Annotated in this window: 19 protein-coding genes; 2 read left to right on the top strand and 17 right to left on the bottom strand. The window is 70.6% G+C overall.

Annotation, left to right across the window (positions count from 1 at the left end; translation table 11 throughout):
- Positions 1-17: 17 nt before the first annotated feature.
- From A5711_RS05760 to A5711_RS05780, 5 genes are all read right to left on the bottom strand, one after another.
- Entirely contained in the window at positions 18-416 is a 399-nt protein-coding gene (locus tag A5711_RS05760; RefSeq protein WP_067944677.1) for an antitermination protein NusB, read from the bottom strand.
- A complete protein-coding gene (nusB, locus tag A5711_RS05765) occupies positions 413-910 on the bottom strand; it encodes a transcription antitermination factor NusB (RefSeq protein ID WP_067944678.1) in 498 nt (165 codons plus the stop codon). Before nusB ends, A5711_RS05760 begins: the two co-directional genes overlap by 4 nt.
- Entirely contained in the window at positions 907-1,470 is a 564-nt protein-coding gene (gene efp / locus A5711_RS05770) for an elongation factor P (RefSeq protein WP_007171952.1), read from the bottom strand. Before efp ends, nusB begins: the two co-directional genes overlap by 4 nt.
- 116 nt (positions 1,471-1,586) lie before the next feature.
- On the bottom strand, positions 1,587-1,808 hold the full coding sequence (locus tag A5711_RS05775; protein ID WP_067944679.1) for a hypothetical protein: 222 nt from the start codon (positions 1,806-1,808) through the stop codon (positions 1,587-1,589).
- Between the two features lie 50 nt (positions 1,809-1,858).
- Positions 1,859-2,977 carry a Xaa-Pro peptidase family protein gene (locus A5711_RS05780; RefSeq protein WP_067944680.1) on the bottom strand — a complete coding sequence of 373 codons (1,119 nt, stop codon included), beginning with the start codon at positions 2,975-2,977 and terminating at the stop codon, positions 1,859-1,861.
- A 33-nt stretch (positions 2,978-3,010) separates the two neighbouring features.
- Between A5711_RS05780 and A5711_RS05785 the strand changes: the two genes are divergently transcribed.
- Entirely contained in the window at positions 3,011-3,724 is a 714-nt protein-coding gene (locus tag A5711_RS05785; protein ID WP_197520216.1) for a B-4DMT family transporter, read from the top strand.
- On the opposite strand, the gene aroQ is transcribed toward A5711_RS05785, so the two are convergent.
- The 10 genes from aroQ to A5711_RS05835 form a co-directional block, all read right to left on the bottom strand.
- Positions 3,721-4,167, bottom strand: coding sequence for a type II 3-dehydroquinate dehydratase (aroQ, locus tag A5711_RS05790; RefSeq protein ID WP_067944682.1), 447 nt, complete (start codon positions 4,165-4,167; stop codon positions 3,721-3,723). The genes A5711_RS05785 and aroQ overlap by 4 nt on opposite strands.
- Entirely contained in the window at positions 4,164-5,249 is a 1,086-nt protein-coding gene (gene aroB / locus A5711_RS05795) for a 3-dehydroquinate synthase (RefSeq protein ID WP_067944683.1), read from the bottom strand. The genes aroQ and aroB overlap by 4 nt, the downstream gene beginning before the upstream one ends.
- Positions 5,246-5,782, bottom strand: coding sequence for a shikimate kinase (locus tag A5711_RS05800; RefSeq protein WP_067944684.1), 537 nt, complete (start codon positions 5,780-5,782; stop codon positions 5,246-5,248). Before A5711_RS05800 ends, aroB begins: the two co-directional genes overlap by 4 nt.
- Positions 5,782-6,987, bottom strand: coding sequence for a chorismate synthase (gene aroC, locus A5711_RS05805; protein WP_067944685.1), 1,206 nt, complete (start codon positions 6,985-6,987; stop codon positions 5,782-5,784). The genes A5711_RS05800 and aroC overlap by 1 nt, the downstream gene beginning before the upstream one ends.
- A gap of 32 nt (positions 6,988-7,019) precedes the next feature.
- A complete protein-coding gene (locus A5711_RS05810; protein WP_067944686.1) occupies positions 7,020-7,457 on the bottom strand; it encodes an A24 family peptidase in 438 nt (145 codons plus the stop codon).
- Positions 7,458-7,468: 11 nt separating this feature from the next.
- On the bottom strand, positions 7,469-8,287 hold the full coding sequence (locus A5711_RS05815) for a shikimate dehydrogenase (RefSeq protein ID WP_197520748.1): 819 nt from the start codon (positions 8,285-8,287) through the stop codon (positions 7,469-7,471).
- Positions 8,274-9,515 carry an endolytic transglycosylase MltG gene (gene mltG / locus A5711_RS05820; RefSeq protein WP_067944688.1) on the bottom strand — a complete coding sequence of 414 codons (1,242 nt, stop codon included), beginning with the start codon at positions 9,513-9,515 and terminating at the stop codon, positions 8,274-8,276. Before mltG ends, A5711_RS05815 begins: the two co-directional genes overlap by 14 nt.
- A complete protein-coding gene (ruvX, locus tag A5711_RS05825) occupies positions 9,508-10,005 on the bottom strand; it encodes a Holliday junction resolvase RuvX (protein ID WP_067944689.1) in 498 nt (165 codons plus the stop codon). The genes mltG and ruvX overlap by 8 nt, the downstream gene beginning before the upstream one ends.
- The gene (gene alaS / locus A5711_RS05830; RefSeq protein WP_067944690.1) at positions 10,006-12,699 is read right to left on the bottom strand and encodes an alanine--tRNA ligase; all 2,694 of its coding nucleotides are present in this window, start codon (positions 12,697-12,699) and stop codon (positions 10,006-10,008) included.
- Positions 12,700-12,782: 83 nt separating this feature from the next.
- On the bottom strand, positions 12,783-13,172 hold the full coding sequence (locus A5711_RS05835; RefSeq protein ID WP_197501127.1) for a secondary thiamine-phosphate synthase enzyme YjbQ: 390 nt from the start codon (positions 13,170-13,172) through the stop codon (positions 12,783-12,785).
- 169 nt (positions 13,173-13,341) lie between these two features.
- Between A5711_RS05835 and A5711_RS05840 the strand changes: the two genes are divergently transcribed.
- Positions 13,342-13,965 carry a hypothetical protein gene (locus A5711_RS05840; RefSeq protein WP_067944692.1) on the top strand — a complete coding sequence of 208 codons (624 nt, stop codon included), beginning with the start codon at positions 13,342-13,344 and terminating at the stop codon, positions 13,963-13,965.
- A 78-nt stretch (positions 13,966-14,043) separates the two neighbouring features.
- On the opposite strand, the gene A5711_RS05845 is transcribed toward A5711_RS05840, so the two are convergent.
- Together A5711_RS05845 and A5711_RS05850 are read right to left on the bottom strand one after the other, a co-directional pair.
- Entirely contained in the window at positions 14,044-14,379 is a 336-nt protein-coding gene (locus A5711_RS05845; protein ID WP_067944693.1) for a hypothetical protein, read from the bottom strand.
- Positions 14,379-15,740, bottom strand: coding sequence for a replication-associated recombination protein A (locus A5711_RS05850; RefSeq protein WP_067944694.1), 1,362 nt, complete (start codon positions 15,738-15,740; stop codon positions 14,379-14,381). Before A5711_RS05850 ends, A5711_RS05845 begins: the two co-directional genes overlap by 1 nt.
- Between the last annotated feature and the right edge of the window lie 214 nt (positions 15,741-15,954).

A 15,954-nucleotide genomic window follows, 5' to 3' on the forward strand; every position in this document is an offset into this window, starting at 1 on the left:
TTTCGCGTGAGCTCTCCTCAGCTGTTCAGCTCGTCGTCACCCTCTTCGGCGTCCAGGATGCGCCGGTTCGCCCGCGTGCTGTCCACCCAGCGTAGGACCGGAAGTTCCCAGCGGCGGGCCGGCAACTCGGTGACGTCGGACAGCGATCGCACCACGGACTGCGTGAGTCCCATGATCGCGGCCATCACGGGCAGCAGCGGCTGCAGCGGCCGCGCGGCGGTGCGGACCGTGCTGATGCGGCGGGCCACGATCAGCCGCTCGACGCAGTGATACAACCAGGCGCCCACCGCGAGCGCGTAGATCGACAGCGCCGACGCGACGATTGTCCAGCCGAAGGCGGCGCAGACCACCGCACCGAGCACCACCGTCGCGGCGAGCAACCCCGCGACGACGGCGCGCAGCTCCAGCCGCGTCACGCCTGGCGTTCCTCGGTTTCCGGCGCGCCGGCCGCACTCGAACGAACCGCCGCCGCGGCCGCCCGGATCTGCGGCGTCACCAGCATGACCTGGCCCAGCACGCCGTTGACGAAGGCCGGCGAGTCGTCGGTGGACAGCTCCTTGGCCAGCTGCACGGCCTCGTCCACGGCTACCGGCTCCGGGACGTCGTCGGCGTAGAGCAGCTCCCACACCGCGACCCGCAGGATGGCGCGATCGACGGCGGGCAGCCGGTCCAGCGTCCAGCCCTGCAGGTGCGAGCTGATCAGGTCGTCGATGTGGGCGGCGTGCTCGCCGACACCGCGGGCGGCCGCGACCGTGTACGGCTGCAGCGGCGCCACCTCCGAGTTCGCCGCGGCCAGCGTGGCGCGCCCGTCGACGACCTCGGCCGGCCCCATCCCGCGGGCCTCCGCCTCGAACAACAGGTCGACGGCACGCTTGCGGGCCTGATGGCGCCCCCTGACGGGCCTGCTCACGCGTTGACGCGCCCCAAATAGCTGCCGTCGCGCGTGTCCACCTTCAGCTTGTCGCCGGTGTTGATGAACAGCGGCACCTGGATCTCCGCCCCCGTCTCCACGGTGGCGGGCTTCGTGCCGGCGCTGGACCGGTCGCCCTGCAGGCCCGGTTCGGTGTGGGTGACCTCCATCTCGACCGACACCGGCAGCTCGATGTACAGCGGGGCCCCGTTGTGGAACGCGACCTGCACCGGCAGCCCCTCGAGCAGGAACCGGGCGGCGTCGCCGACCAGCGACTCCGGCAGCGGGTGCTGCTCGTAGTCCTGGCTGTCCATGAATACGAAGTCTGAGCCGTCGCGGTACAGGTAGGTGGTGTCGCGCCGGTCGACGGTGGCCGTCTCCACCTTCACGCCGGCGTTGTACGTCTTGTCGACGACCTTGCCGGAAAGCACGTTCTTCAGCTTGGTGCGCACGAAAGCCGGGCCCTTGCCCGGTTTGACGTGCTGGAACTCGACGATCTGCCAGAGCTGGCCGTCGATCACCAGCACCAGTCCGTTCTTGAAATCGGCGGTGCTTGCCACGGTTCGGTGTATCTCCTAGAGGATGGACAGTCGGTCGCGACCTGTCTGCAATTTGTCGGTCAGTCTAAAGCGCGGCGCGGCCGACGCCCGCGCGTCGGGTGGCGGGAAGCTCCGCGTTAAGGGCCGGTCTCGGCCGGCTCGCTCGGCGCGGGCCGCAGGGGCTTGATCATCGTCAAGAAGGGGACGTTGAGCTTTTTCCCGCCGGAAAACGGCACCGGGATGGGGATATACACGATGTCGATCTCCAGCCGCAGCTCCCGCAGGGGTTGCGCGTCCAGCTCCCACCGAAAATCCCGTAGGCGCGCCAGCCCACGTTCGATTGGCTCCACCCCATTCACGCCACCCGACTTTACCCCGGCGGCCCGGCCGACTGAACCGCGCGGTTCGTCTAGGCGAGAACCGCCAACTCCTTGGGAAACCGGGTGAGCAACTCCGGCGCCTGCCCGCGGGTCGCCGCCGCCTCGCCGGGCACGACCAGGGTGTCCTCGATGCGCACGCCGCCGCGACCCGGCAGGTAGACGCCCGGCTCGACGGTCACCACCGAGCCGGCCAGCAGCGTGCCGGTCGACGTGGCCCCGATCCCCGGCGCCTCGTGGATCTGCAACCCCACTCCGTGCCCCAGCCCGTGGCCGAACTGCTCGCCGTAGCCCGCGTCGACGATGAGCTGGCGCGCCGCGCCGTCGACGTCGCGCAGGTTGGCGCCCGCCCGCAACGCCTCCCGCCCGGCCCGCTGGGCGTCGGCGACCAGCTGGTAGATCTCCCGCTGCCAGTCGGCGGCCTTGCCGAGCACGAAGGTGCGGGTCATGTCGGAGTGATAGCCGGCCACCAGCGCGCCGAAGTCGATCTTGACGAAATCCCCGGCCGCGAGCGCGGCGTCGGTGGGGCGGTGATGCGGGATCGCCGAATTCGGCCCGGCGGCGACGATGGTCTCGAACGAGATCGCGTCGGCGCCGTGGTCGAGCATCAGCGCCTCGAGCTCGCGGCTCACCTCGCGTTCGGTTCGTCCGGGCCGCAGGCCGCCGCGCTCCACCAGCTCGGCGAGGGCGGCGTCGGCCGCCTCGCAGGCCAGCCGCAGCAGCGCCACCTCGCCGTCGTCTTTGACCTCGCGCAGCGCCTCGACGGTCCCGGCGGCCCGCACCAGCTCGGTGGCGGCCTTGCGTTCGCCGAGTTCGCTGGTCAGGACGTCGAAGGCGTCGACGGTGACCACGTTGCTCTCGAAGCCCAGCTTCCCGACGCCGTCGTCGGCGGCCCGGCCGACCAGGTGGCGCCCGAGGGCGCGTTCGATGGCGATCTCGATCCCCGGCGCCTGCTCCGCGGCCTGGGTGCGATACCGGCCGTCGGTGGCCAGTACCGGGCCGCGGTCGTCGGCGAAAACCAGCAACGCGCCGTTCGATCCGGTGAAACCGGACAGGTAGCGCACGTTGTTCAGGTCGCTGACCAGCATCGCGTCGAGTCCACCGGCCCGGATTTGCGCCTTCAGGTTGTCCCGGCGCTGAGAATGTGTCACGACCCTTGACGGTACTCGCTACGCTGATTGCCCATGAGGTCCTGGATGCTGCGCGGATTGGTCTACGCCGCGGCGATGGTAATCGTTCGCTTGTTCCAAGGCGCGTTGATAAACGCGTGGCAGACGCAGGCCGGGCTTTTTAGCGTGGTGCTGCTGCTTTTGTTCATCATCGGCGTAGCCGTGTGGGGGGTGCTCGACGGCCGGGCCGACGCGAAAGCGAACCCCGACCCGGACCGGCGGGGCGACCTGGCGATGACCTGGCTGCTGGCCGGCCTGGTGGCCGGCGTCCTGTCCGGAGCCGTGTCCTGGCTCATCGCGCTGGTGTACAACGGCCTCTACACCGGCGGCCTGATCAACGAGTTGACCACGTTCGCGGCGTTCACCGCCCTGTGCGTGTTCCTGCCCGGGATCATCGGCGTCACCATCGGCCGCTGGCGCGTCGACCGCAATCCGCCGCCCCGCAGGCCGGGAACGGACGAGGAGCGGGCCGACACGGATGTGTTCTCCGCGGTGCGCGCTGACGACGCGCCGACCGGGGAGATCCCCACGGCTGGAGCGCAGCACGAGGAGCGGACCGCGGCGGTCGCCACGGCCGAGCGGGACGCCCCGACCGAAACGATGGGCACCACCGAACGCGAGGCACCGACCGAGACGATCGCCAAGAGCGAGTCCGAGCCCAAAACCGAGGTGATCCGCAAGGCCGGCGACGAGCCGACCACGCCCGGCCACGAGCCCGGCAAGGGCTAACCCGTGGCGGCTTCCGCCAGGTAGCGCAGGGCGAGCAGGTAGCCCTGGATTCCCAGCCCGACGATTACCCCGGTCGCGACCGGGCTGAGGTACGAGTGGCGCCGAAAGTCTTCGCGGGCATGCACGTTGGAGATGTGCACCTCGATCAGGGGCGCGCGCAACTCGGCGCACGCGTCGCGCAGCGCGACCGAGGTGTGGGTCAGCCCGCCGGCGTTGAGGATCACCGGTTCGCCCGCGTCGGCGGCCGAATGAATCCAGTCCAGCAGTTGCGCTTCGTTGTCGCTCTGGCGCACAACGGCTTTCAGGCCGAGCGCGGCGGCCTCCCGCTCGATCAGCGCGGCGAGTTGATCGTGCGTGGTGTCCCCGTACACCTCGGGCTCGCGGCGGCCCAGCCGGCCCAGGTTCGGGCCGTTGATGACTTGCACGGTGACGTTGCCGGTCATCGGGCGTCCCCTTCGTCGGACAGCCCCGCGTAAGCCGCCGCCAGCAACGACGGGTCGGGACCGGCCAGCCGCCCCGGCTTGGCCAGCCCGTCGAGCACCACGAACCTCAGCACCCCGGCGCGCGACTTCTTGTCCTGGGCCATGTATTCCAGGAGTTGCGGCAACGCGTCGGGGTCGTAGCCGACCGGCAGGCCGAGCGCCGACAGGACGGTGCGGTGGCGCTGCGCGGTCGCGTCGTCGAGCCGGCCGGCCAGCCTGGCCAGCTCCGCGGCGAACACCAGGCCCACCGACACCGCGGCGCCGTGGCGCCACTCGTAGCGCTCCCGGCGCTCGATCGCATGCGCCAATGTGTGGCCATAGTTCAGGATTTCGCGCAGCTCCGACTCCTTCTCGTCGGCGGCGACGACCTGCGCCTTGACGGCGATCGAGCGCCGGATCAGCTCCGGAAGCACGTCGCCGGTGGGGTCGACGGCGGCCTGCGGGTCGGCCTCGATGAGATCGAGGATCACCGGGTCGGCGATGAAGCCGGCCTTGACCACCTCGGCCATCCCCGCGACGAGTTCGTTGTGCGGCAACGTTTCCAGGGTCGCCAGGTCGACCAGCACCGCCAGCGGCTGATGGAACGCGCCCACCAGGTTCTTGCCCGCGTCGGTGTTGATGCCCGTCTTGCCGCCGACGGCCGCGTCGACCATGCCGAGCAGCGTGGTGGGAATGTGGACGATGTCGACGCCGCGCAGCCAGGTGGCCGCCGCGAACCCGGCGACGTCGGTGGCGGCGCCGCCGCCGAGGCTGACCAACGCGTCTTTGCGGTCAATCCCGATGCGGCCCAGGACTTCCCAGAGGAATCCGACGACCGGTAGGTCCTTTCCGGCCTCGGCGTCGGGGATTTCGATGCGGTGCGCGTCGACGCCCTTGTCCGCCAAGCGGCTTCGGATCGCTTCTGCGGTTTGCGCGAGCGCCGGTTGGTGCACGACGGCCACCCGGTGCCGGTCGCAGAGCAGTTCGACCAGCTGGTCGCCCAGGTCGGTCCCGATGATTACCGGGTACGGCGGGTCGACGGCCACCTGCACGGTGTGGGTCATGTCGCCGCCTCCGCGTGGGCGTTGTCCGGGGTCTGCAGCCGGGACACGATGTAGCGCACGACCGCCCCGGGATTGCGGCGATTGGTGTCGACGCGGATCGTCGAAACGCGCCGGTAGAGCGGGACCCGCTCGGCCATCAGCGCTTTGTATTTCTCGGCGCGGTCCGGGCCGGCGAGCAGCGGCCGCACGGCGCTGCCGCCGGTGCGCCGCACGCCCTCGTTGGCGCCGATCTCCAAGTAGATGACGGTATGGCCGGCGAGCGCCGCGCAGACCCCCGGGCTGGTGACGGCCCCACCGCCGAGCGACAACACGCCGTCATGGTCGGCCAACGCGGCGCGCACCGCGCCCTCCTCGATGCGGCGGAACTCCTGCTCTCCGTCCGTGGCGAAGATGTCGGCGATGCTGCGCCCGGTCTGCTGCTCGATCGCCGCATCGGTGTCCAGGAACCCGACGCCCAGCGCCTTGGCCAGGCGCCGCCCGATCGTGGACTTGCCCGATCCCGGCAACCCGACGAGTACCGCCCTGGGCGCCATCAGGCGGTACCCCGGGCGGCCGGCGCTTCCCGGTCGGCGACCGCGCGCCGATACGCCTCGATGTTGCGGCGGGTTTCGGTGAGCGAATCGCCGCCGAACTTCTCCAGCGCCGCCCGGGCCAGCACCAGCGCCACCATGGCCTCGACGACGACGCCGGCGGCCGGGACCGCGCACACGTCCGAGCGCTGGTGGATGGCGACGGCCTCGTCGCCGGTCACCATGTCGACGGTGGCCAGCGCCCGCGGCACGGTGGAGATGGGCTTCATCGCGGCGCGCACCCGCAGCGGCTGCCCGTTGGTCATGCCGCCCTCCAGCCCGCCCGCGCGGTTGGTCGAGCGGACCACGCCGTCGGGTCCGGGATACATCTCGTCGTGGGCGCGGCTGCCGCGGCGGCGGGCCGTTTCGAAGCCGTCGCCGATCTCCACGCCCTTGATGGCCTGGATGCCCATCACCGCGGCGGCGAGCTGGCTGTCGAGCCGGTTGTCGCCGCTGGTGAACGAACCCAGCCCGACCGGCAGGCCCACGGCCACCACCTCGACCACGCCGCCAAGGGTGTCGCCGTCCTTCTTGGCCGCCTCGATCTCGGCGATCATCGCTTCTTCGGCGCCCTTGTCGAAGGCGCGCACCGGGCTGTCGTCGATCGCGGGCAGGTCCTCCGGGCGCGGCGGCGGGCCGTCGTAGGGCGCCGACGGACCGATCGCGATCACGTGCGAAAGCACCTCGACACCCAGCGCCTGGCGCAGGAAGGACCGCGCGACGGTGCCGACCGCGACGCGGGCGGCGGTTTCCCGGGCGCTGGCCCGCTCCAGCACGGGCCGGGCGTCGTCGAAGCCGTACTTGAGCATGCCCGCGTAATCGGCGTGGCCGGGCCGCGGCCGGGTGAGCGGTTCGTTGCGCGCGACATTGGCCAGTTCCGCCGGGTCGACCGGGTCGGCGGCCATCACGGTCTCCCACTTGGGCCACTCGGTGTTGCCGATCTCGATGGCGATGGGGCCGCCCAGCGTGATGCCGTGGCGCACCCCGGACAGCACGGTCACCGCGTCGCGCTCGAACTTCATCCGCGCGCCGCGGCCGTAACCGAGCCGCCGGCGGGCCAACTGGTCGCCGATATCGGTCGAGTTGACCTCGACGCCGGCGACCATGCCCTCGAGCATGGCCACCAACGCACGACCATGCGACTCCCCGGCGGTGATCCAACGCAACACCCGATCATCTTCCCATGTGCGCCCGGGCGGGCTTAAATCCCGAGGGCCAGGCCGATTGCGGCGGCGGTGGCCGCGCACATCGACGGGCCGTGCGGCACACGCGCGGAGCACGCGCGGCCGAGAAGCCGGCCGAGCAGGCCCCACGACACGGTCAGCAGCGGCGCCGCGAGCGCCGCCAAGAACCACACCCCGGCGCCGAAGCAGCCGGCCAGCGCGCCCAGGCCGATCGCGAGCTTGACGTCTCCCGCTCCCATTCCCGCCGGGGCCAGGGAGTGCACCAGCAGATAGACCGCGGTCAACGCCGTCGCCCCCGCGACGGCGGGCCAGCCGCGCCCGGCCACGGCGGCCGCCAGCAGGATCATCGCCGCCCCGGGCAGCGTCAGCAGGTTGGGCAACCGGCGCTCGCGGATGTCGTAACCGCTCAACACCGCCAGCCAGACCAGCACCGCGACCGCCGCCGTCACCCCCATGCCGCGGGACGCTAGCCCAAGGCGGCGGCCATGGCCTCTCGCGGCGCCGGCAGGCCTGTGAATAGCTCGACCTGGGTGAAGGCCTGATGCAGCAGCATCTGCAGGCCGCTGATCACGCGGCCGCCGGCGGCGGCCACCGCGGCGGCCAGCGGCGTGGGCCACGGGTCGTAGACGGCGTCCAACAGCACCGGGATGGCCGCGAAGATGTCCGCATACCGCGCCCCGACCTCCGCGGGGATCGTGCTGACCAGCACCCCCGCGCCGGCCACCGCGGCGGGCAGCTCGTCGCTGTCCAGCCCCACGAACCGCGTCCGCACCCCGATTCCCGTGCCGAGATCCACCAGCCGGGCAGCCTTATCCGGATCGCGCGCGACGACGGTGATGGCGGTGACACCCAGCTGGGCCAGCCCCAGCACGGCCGCCGGCGCGGTCCCACCCGACCCGCACACCAGCGCAGGCCCGGCCGCTTCCACTTCTGACGCCAGCGCCCCCGCTACGCCGTCGATGTCGGTGTTGTCGGCCCGCCAGCCCGCCGGCGTGCGGACGAGCGTGTTGGCCGACCCCACCCGCTCGGCGCGTTCGGTGCGCTCGTCGGCGAACCGCAACGCGGCGAATTTGCCCGGCATGGTCACCGACACCCCGACCCACTCGGGCCCGAACCCGCCCACCACCGCGGGCAGCTGCCCGGCGTCGCACTCGATGCGCTCGTAGGTCCAGTCGTGCAGCCCCAGCGCCCGGTAGGCGGCCAGGTGCAGTTGCGGGGACTTCGAGTGGGCGATCGGCTTGCCGAGCACCGCCGCTTTTCGGGGTGCGCCGTCAGCGCGCGCTATCGAGGACACCGTTGCGCTTAGCCAGCTCGATGTTGGCCAGATGCTGCTGATAATCCTTGGTGAACAGCGTCGTTCCCTGGGCATCGATGGTGACGAAGTACAACCAGTCACCGGGCTCGGGATGCTCGGCGGCGTGCAGGGCGTCGACCCCGGGCGAACAGATCGCGGTCGCCGGCAACCCCTGCGACACGTAGGTGTTCCACGGCGTCTTCTGGGCCCGGTCGGCATCGGTGGTGGCCACTTCCCGGCGGTCCAGCGGATAGTTGACCGTCGAGTCGAATTCCAGCGTGTGGTGTGCGTGCAGGCGGTTGTAGATGACCTGCGCGACCTTCGCGAAGTCCTGCGACTTGGATTCCTGCTCCACCAGCGACGCCACCACCAGGATGTCGTAGGGCGACAGGCCCATGGCCTGGGCGGTGTCCACCAACCCCGACTTCATGTATTCCACGGCGCCGGTGCTGATCAGCCCGGACAGGATCGTCTCGGCCGACGTGGAGGGGTCGACGTTGAAGGTTCCCGGCGCGATCAGCCCCTCGATCCGGCGATGATCCTTGCCGAGCTCGGTGAACGGCTCGAGCGCCCACGGCGGCACCGCCAGCGCGGCGGGTGTGCTGTTGGTCGCCGCCGCCCGCAGCTCCTCCACCGCGACGCAGTGCTGGTTGCCGTCCAGGGTGACGCAGGTGGCGCGGGAGATCAGCGTCAGGATGCCCGGTGTCACCTTGTTGGTCTTCATGTCGGTGGTGTCGTCGAGTTGGCGGCCCTCCGGGATGACCAGCCGGCCCACCCGGCTGTTGGGGTCGGCCAGCCGCTCGACGGCGTTGGCCGCAGGGATCTCGGTGCGCATCCGGTAGAAACCGGGCTGGATCGACGAGATCTTGGTGTTGCCGTGCGCGGCGTTGACGAATGCCCGGACCGTCTTGGTCACCTGCTCGTGCTGCAGCGTCTCCCCGACCATGGTGGTCGAGTCGCCGTCCTTGATCTGAATCACGATGTCGCGCTTGCCGTTTCCGGTGTAGTCGTCGTCGGCCCCGAACATCGTGTGCCACAGCTTGGCGCCGACGAAAACCCCGACCAGCACGACGACGGCGACGACCGCGACCACGATCGTGCCGGCGAGCCGCCGCCGGCGGCGCCCCCGCTCGGCCCGATTGCGGGCCACGCGGCCGCCTTTGCGCGACGGGCCGACCGCTTCGGGTTCGGCCCGTTCACGCCGTGCGCTGTCAACCATCGGTGGACTCCCCCGCGGTCAGGGTGGCTCGGCGTTGGTCGAGCCAGCTCTGCAGGATGGCCACCGCGGCCGCCTGGTCGATCACTGCCCGCTGCTCCCTGGCGCGGACGCCGGCCGCGCGCAGCGATCGCTGCGCGCTGACGGTGGTCAGGCGCTCGTCGGTCAGCCGCACCGGTATGGGGGCGATGCGCCGGGCCAGTTCGCCGGCCAGCTCCATCGCGTCGACCGCCGACGGGCCGGTGCGGTCGGCCAGTGTCCGCGGCAGCCCGACGACCACCTCGACCACCCCGAGCTCCGCGGCCAGCTCGGCCAGCCGCCGCACGTGTTTGCCGGAGCGGTCGCGGCGCACGGTTTCCACCGGGGTGGCCAGGATGCCGTCGGGGTCGCTGCAGGCGACGCCGATGCGCACGCTGCCGACGTCGATGCCGAGACGCCGTCCCCGGCCAGGGTCGCCGGGCCGGTCGGGCAAGCGATGCTCTGTGGAAACCACTCAGCCGACCCGCGCTATCTCAGAGCGGACGGCCTCGAGCGCGGCGTCGATGCGGGTCGGGTCCTTTCCGGAACCCTGCGCCAGATCGGGCTTGCCCCCGCCGCGGCCGTCGACGGTCGCGGCCAGCTGCTTGATCAGGTCGTTGGCGCGGATGCCGAGCTCTTGGGCGGCCGGGTTGGCGGCGATCGCGTACGGCACGGTGCCGCCCTCGCCCTCCGCGATCAGCGCCACCACGGCGGGGTCGCTGCCCAGCTTGCCGCGGATGTCGCCCACCAGGGAACGCAGGTCGCCCGCCGTCATCCCCGCGGACATCCGTTGCGCCACCACACGGACGTTACCGATACGCTCCGCGCCGGCCGCGGCGTTGGTCGCGGCGGCGCGCGCCCCGGCCAGCCGCGCGCGTTCGAGCTCCTTCTCAGCGGCCTTGAGCCGCTCCACCAGGCCGGCCACCCGCGCGGGCACCTCGTCGGACGGCACCTTCAGCGACGACGCCAGCCCCGCCATCAGGGCGCGCTCCTTGGCCAGGTGGCGGAACGAGTCCAGCCCGACGTAGGCCTCGACCCGGCGGACCCCGGAACCGACCGACGATTCGCCCAGGATGGTCACCGGCCCGATCTGCGCCGAGTTGTGCACGTGGGTCCCACCGCAGAGTTCCAGCGAGAACGGGCCGCCGATCTCCACCACCCGCACCTGTTCCGGGTAGCTCTCGCCGAACAGCGCGACCGCCCCCATGGCCTTGGCCTTCTCGAGTTGCTCGGTGAAGGTGTGCACCTCGAAGTCGGCCTGGACGGCCTCGTTGGTGACCTCTTCGATCTGGGTGCGCTGCTCGTCGGACAGCGAACCCTGCCAGTTGAAGTCGAAGCGCAGGTAACCCGGGCGGTTCAGCGACCCGGCCTGAACGGCGTTGGGGCCCAGCACTTGTCGCAGCGCGGCGTGCACCATGTGGGTGCCCGAGTGCCCCTGGGTGGCGCCACGGCGCCATTCCGGGTCGACCGCCGCGACGACGGTGTCGCCCTCCACGAATTCGCCGGATTCGACGTTGACCCGGTGCACCCAAAGGGTTTTGGCGATCTTCTGCACGTCGGTGACCGCCGCCCGGGCGCACTCTGAGGCTCCCGTCCCGCTGATGGTGCCCTCGTCGGCGATCTGCCCGCCGGATTCGGCGTAGAGCGGGGTGCGGTCCAGCACGAGTTCGACCTGATGGGAGCCATCGGTGCCGTGGGTGACCACCGGTACCCGCTTCCCGTCGACGAAGATACCCAGAATCCTTGCCTCGGAAGCCAGTTCGTCGAAGCCGGTGAATTCGGTGGGGCCGGCGTCGACCAGCTCGCGGTAGGCGCTCAGGTCCGCGTGCGCGTGCTTGCGCGCGGCGGCGTCCGCCTTCGCCCGGCGGCGCTGTTCGGCCATCAGCTCCCGGAAGCCGATCTCGTCGACTTGCAGGCCGGCCTCGGAGGCCATCTCCAGGGTCAGCTCGATCGGGAACCCGTAGGTGTCGTGCAGCGTAAAGGCGTCGGAGCCGGAAATCGCTTTCTTACCAGACGCTTTCGTGGTGCCGGCCACGTCGTCGAACAGCTTCGAGCCGGCCGCCAGCGTGCGGTTGAACGCGGTCTCCTCGGCGACGGCGATGCGCCTGATCCGGTCGAAGTCGGCGACCAGTTCGGGATACGACGGCCCCATCGCGTCGCGCACGGTGGCCATCAGCTCGCCGACGATCGGGCCTTCGATGTCGAGCAGCTTGGCCGATCGGATCACCCGGCGCAGCAGCCGGCGCAGCACGTACCCGCGCCCGTCGTTGCCGGGAGTGACGCCGTCGCCGATGAGGATCGCCGCGGTACGGCTGTGGTCGGCGATGACCCGGTAACGCACGTCGTCTTCGTGGTTGCCGGCGTCGTACCCGCGCGGGGCGCGGGCGGCCACGGCATCGATGACGGGCCTCAGCAGATCGGTCTCGTAGACGTTGTGCACGCCCTGCAGGATGAACGCGACCCGCTCGACGCCCATGCCGGTGTCAATGTTCTTGCGCGGCAACGGCCCCAGGATTTCGAAGTCGGTTTTGCCGGTGCCCTCGCCGCGTTCGTTCTGCATGAACACGAGATTCCAGATCTCGATGTAACGGTCTTCGTTGGCCACCGGGCCGCCGCCGATGCCGAACTCCTCGCCGCGGTCGTAGTAGATCTCCGACGACGGGCCGCACGGACCGGGGATGCCCATGGACCAGTAGTTGTCTTCCATGCCGCGGCGCTGGATCCGCTCGGCCGGCAGCCCGGCGATCTCCTGCCACAGCTGCACGGCCTCGTCGTCGTCGAAATAGACCGTCGTCCAGATTCTTTCGGGATCCAGCCCGTAGCCGCCCTTGGACACCGGATTGGTCAGCAGGGTCCACGCCAGCTCGATGGCGCGGCGCTTGAAGTAGTCGCCGAACGAGAAGTTGCCGGCCATCTGGAAGAAGGTGTTGTGCCGGGTGGTGATGCCGACCTCGTCGATGTCGGGCGTGCGGATGCACTTCTGGATGCTGGTGGCCGTCGAGTACGGCGGTGTGCGCGCGCCCAGGAAGTACGGCACGAACTGGACCATGCCGGCGTTGACGAAGAGCAGGTTGGGGTCGTCGAGGATCACCGATGCGCTGGGCACCTCGGTGTGACCCGCCTTCACGAAGTGATCAAGAAATCGCTTCCTGATCTCGTGTGTCTGCACTTCTGGTCCGCTTCTTCCTGTTTGCTTTTTCTGCGTGGACGTCTATTCCAGCGTATTCGCCGGAATAGCTGGCTACCGGGCCGCTAACCCTCCAGAAAGCTCAACCGCACCGAGCGGTGCGGGTTGTCCCGGTTCAGGTCGACCAGCACGATGCTTTGCCACGTGCCCAGCATCGGCTCGCCGGCAGAGACCGGCACCGTCACCGACGGCGCGACCAGCGCCGGCATCACGTGGTCGGCGCCGTGGCCCGGGGAGCCATGCGAGTGCCGGTAGCGGTCGTCGCGCGGCAGCAGCCGCTCCAGCGTGTCGACGAGGTCGTCGTCGGAGCCGGCCCCGGTCTCGATGATGGCGACGCCCGCCGTCGCGTGCGGGACGAACACGTTGCACAAGCCGTCGCCCCGCGACCAGCAGAAGCCCCGTACCGCCTCGGTCAGATCGACGATGCGGCGCCGTGTCGTGTCCACGTCGAGCACATCGGTATGCATCCGAACCAGCCTACGGCGCACCTGTTGCGACCAGCCAATCGTTTGTGATCGCGACCACATCAAGGCATTGCGGCGCGCAACGGGCAGGAGGAAGGTAACTGGTGGGGCCGGTGGCCCACCGGGCCCCTTGGTACCAGCCCAACTGAGGAGGTCGGCCGTGTACGCACGCTCCACCACCATCCAGGCGCAACCCTTATCGGTAGACATCGGCATCGCGCACGTTCGCGACATCGTCATGCCGGCCCTCACGGAGATCGACGGGTGTGTCGGACTGTCGCTGTTGGTCGACCGGCAGTCCGGAACCTGCATCGCCACCAGCTCGTGGGACAGCATCGACGCCATGCGCGCCAGCGCCGAACGGGTCGCGCCGATTCGCGATCAGGCCGCGCTGATGTTCGACGGCAGCGCGCGGGTCGAGGAGTGGGACATCGCTTTGCTGCACCGCGACCATCCGTCCCGTCCGGGAGCCTGCGTGCGGGCCACCTGGCTCAAGGTGGTGCCGGATCAGCTCAGCCGATCGCTGGACTTCTACCGGTCCTCGGTGCTGCCGGAGATGGAGGATCTCGACGGCTTCTGCAGCGCCAGCCTGCTGGTCGACCATCCCGCGTGCCGGCGGGCGGTGTCCTGCTCGACGTTCGACTCGATGGACGCCATGGGCCGCAACCGCGACCGCGCCACCGAACTGCGCAGCAGGCGGGTGCGGGAGCTGGGCGCCGAAGTCGTTGACGTCGCCGAATTCGAGCTGGCGATCGCCCACCTGCGGGTGCCCGAGCTGGTCTAGCGCGGGGTTTTGCTCGCCGAGTGTGCGGCCAGCCGCACAGCGAGCGCTGAGTGTGCGGCTCGCCGCACACTCGACGCGCTACGGCAGGGCGTCGCCCGGGAAGCCGCGGCAGGGGTGCACCTCGAAGGTGAAGACGCCGCTCGCCACACCCGGGTCGTCGACCATGACGGCGGCGGCATCGTCGACCGTGGCCGCGAACACCGCGACCCCGCACACGTCGGAGCCGTCGGTGACCGGCAACACGATCGGCATGACGCCGTCGTCGCGCAGCCCGAAATTGCGGCGCCCGTGCTCCCAGACGGTCCCCGGGGTGGTGTCCTCGCCGAAGCGCGGCCCCTGCTTGAGGATGACGACGCTGTAGGGCTTGGTGGTGGCCAGTAGTCGGCCCATTTCCTCGTCAGTGAAGGTTTTCATCACCGTCCCCGCTTCCTGCGGATGATCGCCCGCAACCGTTCCAGCCGCCCGGCCATCTCCCGCTCGCCGCCGCGGCCGGTCGGCCGGTAGTAGTCCACGCCCACCAGCTCGTCCGGCGGATACTGCTGGGCGACGACGCCGTCGGGATCGTTGTGCGAGTACTGGTAGCCCTGCGCGTGTCCCAGCGCTGCCGCGCCCGAATAGTGCCCATCGCGCAGATGGGGCGGCACCAGGCCGGCTTTGCCCGCCCTGACGTCGTCCATCGCGGCCGCCAGCGCGGTGGTAACGGAGTTCGACTTGGGCGCGGTGGCCAGGTGGATGGTGGCGTGCGCCAGCGTCAGCTGCGCCTCGGGCATGCCGATCAGCTGCACGGTCTGGGCGGCCGCCACCGCGATCTGCAGCGCGCTCGGATCGGCCATGCCGATGTCCTCGCTGGCCAGGATCATCAGCCGGCGCGCGAGGAACCGCGGGTCCTCGCCCGCGACGAGCATGCGGGCCAGGTAGTGCAGCGCCGCGTCGACGTCGGAACCGCGCACCGACTTGATGAAGGCGCTGATGACGTCGTAGTGCTGGTCGCCGTCGCGGTCGTAGCGCACCGCGGCCTTGTCCAGCGACTGCTCGATGGTCTCGACGCTGACGGAGTCGCCTGCCGCCTGAGCCGATTCGGCCGCGACCTCCAGCGCGGTCAGCGCCCGGCGGGCGTCGCCGGCGGCCAGCTGCACCAGCAGGTCGACGGCCTCGGGCGAGACCGCGACCCGACCGTCGAGCCCGCGGGGGTCGTCGATCGCCCGCTGCACCACGGTGCGGATGTCGTCGGCGCCCAGCGGGCGCAACTGCAGGATCAGCGACCGGGACAGCAACGGCGCGACGACCGAGAACGACGGGTTCTCGGTGGTCGCCGCCACCAGCAGCACCACCCGGTTCTCCACGGCGGACAGCAGGGCGTCCTGCTGGGTCTTGGAGAAGCGGTGCACCTCGTCGATGAACAGCACCGTCTGCTCCCCGCGCAGGAGCGCGTGCCGTGCCGTGTCTATGACGGCGCGCACGTCCTTGACGCCGGCCGACAGCGCCGACAGCGCCTCGAACCGGCGGCCGGTGGCCTGGGAGATCAGTGCGGCCAGCGTCGTCTTGCCACTGCCGGGCGGGCCGTAGAGGATGGCCGACGCCACGCCCGATCCCTCGACCAGGCGGCGCAGCGGCGATCCGGGCGCCAGCAGGTGCTCCTGGCCGACCACCTCGTCCAGCGAGGCCGGCCGCATGCGCACCGCCAGCGGTGCACCGGCCGACACGCCCAGGGCGTGATCGCTTGTCGGCGGCGCGCCGGGCAGGTCAAAAAGACCGTCGGACACGGCTTCAGGCATACCACGAAAACGAATCCGGGCGCCGGGCACTCATCTTTGCTAAGTTCCCGTGTGCGCGTGCCCACAGGTTGAGTCAACAGCTAGGACGGACATGAGCCAGCCTCCCGAGTATCCAGGCACCCCGGCCGATCCCCACGGCAGCGAGTAGGCCTCGACGGGCGTGCGGCAATGGGGCGCGGGCCGCAGCCGCACCACGTGCGGATACACCTGGCTG

The organism is Mycobacterium sp. E2238 (assembly GCF_001672665.1).
Taxonomy (GTDB): domain Bacteria; phylum Actinomycetota; class Actinomycetes; order Mycobacteriales; family Mycobacteriaceae; genus Mycobacterium.